Raw genomic sequence first — 5,712 nt, forward strand, 5'->3', positions numbered from 1 at the left:
ACCCTCGTAGGCGTCTTCCACGCCCCGAACGGCACCTTCGTCGGTACCGGGAGCGGGACGCTGCACCAGCGGACCCACACCGCCGCCGGCGCGACCCCGTAGTCGGGGCCGGGGCGGCCCCCCGGGGCTAGACGACGCGCAGGCGGGGGCGGGTGATGACCTCCACCTCGTCGGGCTCGCCGAGCAGGTCCACGCCCTGTCGGGCCGCCTTCAGCGCCTCGATGGCCGTGTACATGGTGCCCACGACCTCGCAGAAGGCCTCGTAGCTCATGAAGACGGTCCGCGGCTGGCCGTTCTCCTCGCCGATCAGCACGGAGACCTCCTCCCCGTCGCCGAGCGGGAGCGTCCGCCGGCGGAACGGGCCGTCCTGTGTCGTCTGCTGCTGGAGATGCATGTTGACCCCCTCAGGTCGATGTCTCACCCCACCGAACGCCGGCCGGAGCCCCCGGGTGTCGGCGTGTTTCAGAACGGATGTTCGGATTTCCGTCTCCGACCGGGGCGACGGGCCAGCCCGTCCCGCGCGTTCACCCTCTCGAAGGAACCTTCACGGGGAAGAGGGATATGGGGGCCACACCAGCCACCAGACCACTGGACCGCCCACCGCCGGAGTCCACCCGGCAGGTGGGCGGCCGTGCGCGTTCCGACCGTCCCGGGGACGCCGAGATCGTCGCGGGCCTGCGGCGTCGGGACCCCGCCGCCGTCGAGCAGCTGGTCGGACGGTACGGCCGGATGATCGCGAACTGGGCCCGGACCGAGGGGGCCGACGCCGACGACGTCGTCCAGGAGGTCCTCCTGCGCGCCTGGCGGTCCGGACCGGACCTGGCGCCGGACACCTTCCTCCCCTCCTGGCTCAAGACCGTGACCACGAACACGTTGCGGGACCGGTGGCGGGCGGCCGGCCGCAGACCCGCCGTGCCGGCAGGGCTGCAGATCGACGGATCCACCGCCGACCCCGCCTCACGGACCACCGACCGGATCGCGGTGGAGCAGCTCATGTCGGGCCTGGGCTCCCGGGAGCGGGACGTGCTCCGCCTGCTCTACATCTCGGACCTGACGATGGCCGACGCGGCCCGGTCCCTGGGTCTGTCTGAGGAGGCGACGAAGTCACTCGCGGCCCGGGCGCGTCGCAGGCTCCGCGAGAAGGCGCAGTCGCTCGTCGCCGCCACGCCGGCCGGTGTCCTGGCCGTCCTCGTCGGACGGACGGCCGAGGCGGCAGGCGCCTTCGTGAGGTCGGCCGCGGCGCTGGGGGCCGCGGCGGCTGCCGCCGGTGCGCTCGCGGCAGGTACGGTCGGCTACCACCGGGCCACGCACGATGAGAAGCCTGTGCGCCCGCCCGCGGTCGCCTCGTCCGTGGCCGACCCGGGCGCCCCGGCGGTGCAAGGGGTCGCCCCGGCGACGAAGGGGGACGCGCCCGGTCGGCTCCCGGTCGTCGCTCCCGTCAGGATCGACCGCGGCGCGGCCTCCGTCCCGGACGAGCCGGCTACCGAAGGAGGGTGCCCGCCCGTGCAGGCGGCACCGCCATCGGGCCGGGCTCCGAAGCCGGACACGCCGCGGACCGAAGACGGTCAGCCCTGTCCCACCGAGACGGTCGAGGAAGCGCCCGGCGCCGAGCGTGCGCCCGACGGGCGCGGCGCCCGCGGCATGCCGGAACAGACGCACTCGACCTCGCCGGCCCCCGCGGGTCCTCCGACGGACACGCCGAACAGGACACCTGACGAGCCCGGCCGGGTGACCGAGAGCCCCGGACGCAGCGACGGGGTTCGGGGTGGGTCCGCGGACGCCCCCGGCCGCGGCGTCAGCTCCCGGCCTTCGTGAGGTTCGCGTAGGCGAGCAGGAGCCTCTTCGTCCCCTCGTCGGAGAAGTGGACCGTGACCTCGGCGTCGGTCCCCGCTCCCTTCACCTCCAGGACGTGCCCCTCGCCGAACGCCTCGTGCCAGACCCGGTCCCCCGGGGAGACGGCGACCACGTAGCCTGAGGGCTCCTTGGCGGCCGGACGCGAGAAGGCCTTGGGACTCGAACCCCACGTATGGACCCGGTCCCTCGGACGCGGCGCCTTCCCCCTGGTCTCCACCAGCGACTCCGGGATCTCGCCCAGGAAGCGGGAGACGGGGTTGTAGTTCGTCCCGCCCCACAGGGATCGGGACCATGCGTGCGTGAGGTAGAGCCGGTCCTGCGCACGCGTGATGCCGACGTAGGCGAGCCGGCGCTCCTCTTCCAGGTCCTCCGGGTCGTCGAGCGACCGGATATGCGGGAACACCCCTTCCTCCAGCCCGGTCAGGAAGACCACCGGGAACTCGAGTCCCTTGGCGTTGTGGAGGGTCATCAGCGTGACGAGCTCGGACGCGTCGGCCAAGACGTCCACCTCGCTGATCAGCGACGTCCGCTCCAGGAAGTCGGCGAGCCTGCCCTCCCCGACGTCGTCGCGTGACGAGAACTCCTCGGCCACCCCCGCGAGCTCGCCCAGGTTCTCGATCCGCCCTTCGTCGGACACGTCGCTGGACGCCTTGAGCTCGTCGAGCATCCCCGAGTCCTCCCACGCCGTGCGGACGACGTCCGCCAGCGGGAGACCGTCGGCATCGCGCTGGCGGATCAGGCGCAGGACGACCGCCAGGTCCAGGCACCCGTTGCGAGCCCGCCCCGGGAGACCGGGGACCTCACCCGCGCGCTCGATCGCCTCCCCGAGCGAGATCCCCTGGGAGGTGGCGAAGGACTCGAGCTTCGCGATCGAACCGTCCCCGATCCCCCTCTTCGGGACCCCCGCGGCGCGCACGACCGACACCCGGTCCGCCGGGTTGTGCGCGGCCCGCAGGTAGGCGATGGCGTCCCGGATCTCGCGGCGGTCGTAGAACTTCTGGCCCCCCACGACCCGGTACGGGATCCCGTAGCGGAAGAACGTCTCCTCGAGCATCCGGGACTGGGCGTTCGTGCGGTAGAAGACGGCGATCTCGCTCCCCGGCACCCCGCTCGAGGTCAGCTGGGAGATCTCGCCGGCGACGAAGTGCGCCTCCTCGTGCTCGTCCTCGGCCTGGAACACGACGATGCCGGACCCGGTCCCGCGCTCCGTGAACAGCCGCTTCGGCTTGCGCTGGCTGTTGTTGCCTATGAGCTCGTTCGCCGCGTCGAGGATCGTCTGTGTGGATCGGTAGTTCTGCTCGAGCTTGAAGATGCGGGCGTCTGGCCAGTCACGCTCGAACTCCAGGATGTTGCGGATGGTCGCCCCGCGGAACCTGTAGACCGACTGGTCCTCATCCCCGACCACGCACAGGTTGCGGCTGGCCTGCGCGAGCAGGGAGACGATCCGGTACTGGGCATGGTTCGTGTCCTGGTACTCGTCGATCACGACGTAGCGGAACCGGTTCTGCCAGCGTCGGAGTGCTTCCGGGTGCGCCTCGAACAGCTCGACCGTGCGGGTGAGGAGGTCGTCGAAGTCCATCGCGTTCGCCCTGCGCAGCGCCGCGTCGTAGCCGGCGTAGACCTTCGACGCCACCTTCTCGGGGAACGCGTGCGCGAGCTGTTCGTACTTCTCGGGCGGAACCAGCTGGTTCTTGGCTCCCGATATGGCGTTCGCCATGGACCGGGGGGTCCAGCGGCGGGGGTCGATGTCCAGCTCCTTCAGGACCCCGGCGATCACGCGCTGGCTGTCCCCGTCGTCGTAGATCGTGAAGTTCTTCCCGTAGCCCGCGCGCTCCGCCTCCATGCGCAGTATCCGCGCGCAGGCGGCGTGGAAGGTCATGATCCACATGTCCTTGGCCACGGCCCCGCCCACCAGGTGCTGGATGCGCTCCCGCATCTCCCCGGCCGCCTTGTTCGTGAAGGTGATCGCGAGGACGTTGCGAGGGGAGATGCCTTGCCGCAGCAGATAGGCCACCCGGTGCGTGATCACCCGCGTCTTCCCGGACCCGGCTCCCGCGATGATCAGGACCGGACCCTCCGTGGCCAGGACGGCTTCGCGCTGGACGGGGTTGAGCCCGGACAGGAGGTCTTCGTGAAGGGTGGTCACCGGGACAAGTATCGCGCCCGGACCGACATCCGGCCGCGGGCGGGTGCCGATCTGCCCTTCCGGGACACGCGGGGTCCTGTCCGGCAGGGCTGCGGGCTCGTGTGTCCTCGAGCGGCAGGATGCGGCCGGTTCGGGACACACGCGCCCCGACAGGCCATCTGCGCGGCCCACGTGTGTCCTGGAACGGCGACGGGAGCCGGGTCGGGGGTCGCTCAGCCGTCGGCGGCGTCCGCCGCGGCGAGGTGCGCGAGGATCGCCTCGTTCACCTCGGGCGCGCGCTCCGTGATGAGCGCGTGTCCGGCCTCGGGGAACGGGATGAACTCGGCGTCCTTGATCTTCGACGCGATCAGCTCCCCGTTGCCGAAGGCCACCAGCTCGTCGTCGGTCCCGTGCAGGACGAGGGTCGGGACGACGATCTCGCCGAGCCGGTCCGCCGTCCCCCCCATGTTCGACCACATCCCCACCGCGAGCGCCTGGCTCTCGACCGCCCGTCGCGCCGGTGGGTTGGCGACCGCGAAAGCCTTCAACGTCTCGATGACCTCGGGATGCTCCTCGCGGTAGCGGCGCCCGAACGTCACGTCGATGCCGAGCGCGAGCCGCGCCACCGGGTCCCCGTCGAACCCGAACAGCTGCATCGCCCGGTCGGAGGGCATCACGTGGTCGGGGCCCCCGTGCTGCGTCGAGATCAGGGTGAGGGAGCGGATCCGGTCCTGCTGCGAGAGCACCATCTCCTGGGCGATCATGCCGCCCATGGAGACGCCGACCAGGTGGAAGCGGTCCCAGCCGAGCGCGTCGACCAGGCAGAACGCGTCCGAGACCATCGTGTCCATCGTCCACGGCTCGTCCGGGACGGTGGTCTCCCCCATCCCGCGGTTGTCGAAGCAGACCACGTCGTGGTGCTTCGAGAGCGCCGACATCTGCATGATCCAACCGATGCGGGTGGTGGCCAGCCCCATGACCAGCAGGACGGGCGTCCCCTCCCCCTCGCGGTCGTACGCGATCTCGATATCCGAGCAGCGAACCTTCACGCCGGGAGTGTAGCGGTCAGAGCACCGTGATCTGGATCGGGGGCGGGCCCGGGCGCTCCAGGTTCATCGGCTCGTCGAAGGAGTAGGCGTTGACCGTGTAGGTGCCGGGATCGAGGTAGTACCCGGTCAACGTCCAGCTCTGGCTCGTGGGGGGTCCGGACCGCCGGGCCAGGTAGGGCCCGAAGTAGGTGCCGGTCTCGTTGTTGCGGAACAGGACGGCCGTGGCCCGCACCCCGATGGCGTCGGACACCGTCCCGTCCAGACGGACGTTGTGCAGGCGCAGGAACGGGATCGAGTAGTAGGACGACTCGTCTCCGGTCGTGATGGTGGTCGTGGGCGGCGCGCGGTCCACCGTGAGGGGGCGGCTCGTCCCGATCTGCTCCCCGTCGCTCTTCGAGCCGGACACGGTCAGGGTCCCCGGACCGTCCGGCATCGACCTCAGGTCGAGGAGCATCTCCTTGCGGTTCGACGACGCCGTGACCGTGACCGGTGCTGTGATCGTCTCGGCTCCCCCGGCGTGCGCGAGCCTGGCCCGCAGCGTCGCCGTCTCACCGGGCTCCAGCGGAACGGCGGCCGTCACTCGCAACGACGTGCCCCCCGCGGTGTCGGACAGACCGACGATCGCGTCGCCGTCCTCGTCTGCGTGCGAGACCGCGACCCCGCCGGGCGGGGGAGGCGGGGGCG

At 71.4% G+C, this 5,712-nt stretch carries 5 protein-coding genes; 1 reads left to right on the top strand and 4 read right to left on the bottom strand.

All coding sequences use genetic code 11. From position 1 onward, the window contains the following. Nucleotides 1–127 precede the first annotated feature (127 nt). Complete coding sequence (locus tag VM840_00825; protein ID HVL80118.1) at nucleotides 128–394, bottom strand: hypothetical protein; 267 nt, start codon at nucleotides 392–394, stop codon at nucleotides 128–130. 227 nt (nucleotides 395–621) lie between these two features. Between VM840_00825 and VM840_00830 the strand changes: the two genes are divergently transcribed. Beyond that, nucleotides 622–1,815: a sigma-70 family RNA polymerase sigma factor gene (locus VM840_00830; GenBank protein ID HVL80119.1), complete on the top strand. Its 1,194-nt coding sequence runs from the start codon at nucleotides 622–624 to the stop codon at nucleotides 1,813–1,815. On the opposite strand, the gene pcrA is transcribed toward VM840_00830, so the two are convergent. The 3 genes from pcrA to VM840_00845 all read right to left on the bottom strand — a co-directional run. Continuing rightward, complete coding sequence (pcrA, locus tag VM840_00835; protein ID HVL80120.1) at nucleotides 1,796–4,000, bottom strand: DNA helicase PcrA; 2,205 nt, start codon at nucleotides 3,998–4,000, stop codon at nucleotides 1,796–1,798. The genes VM840_00830 and pcrA overlap by 20 nt on opposite strands. 212 nt (nucleotides 4,001–4,212) lie before the next feature. Beyond that, nucleotides 4,213–5,028, bottom strand: a complete 816-nt coding sequence (locus tag VM840_00840) for an alpha/beta fold hydrolase (GenBank protein ID HVL80121.1) — start codon at nucleotides 5,026–5,028, stop codon at nucleotides 4,213–4,215. Between the two features lie 16 nt (nucleotides 5,029–5,044). Continuing rightward, the coding region (locus VM840_00845; protein HVL80122.1) for a hypothetical protein at nucleotides 5,045–5,712 on the bottom strand (668 nt) is incomplete at its 5' end.

This window comes from Actinomycetota bacterium (assembly GCA_035540895.1).
Lineage (GTDB): Bacteria > Actinomycetota > JAICYB01 > JAICYB01 > JAICYB01 > DATLFR01.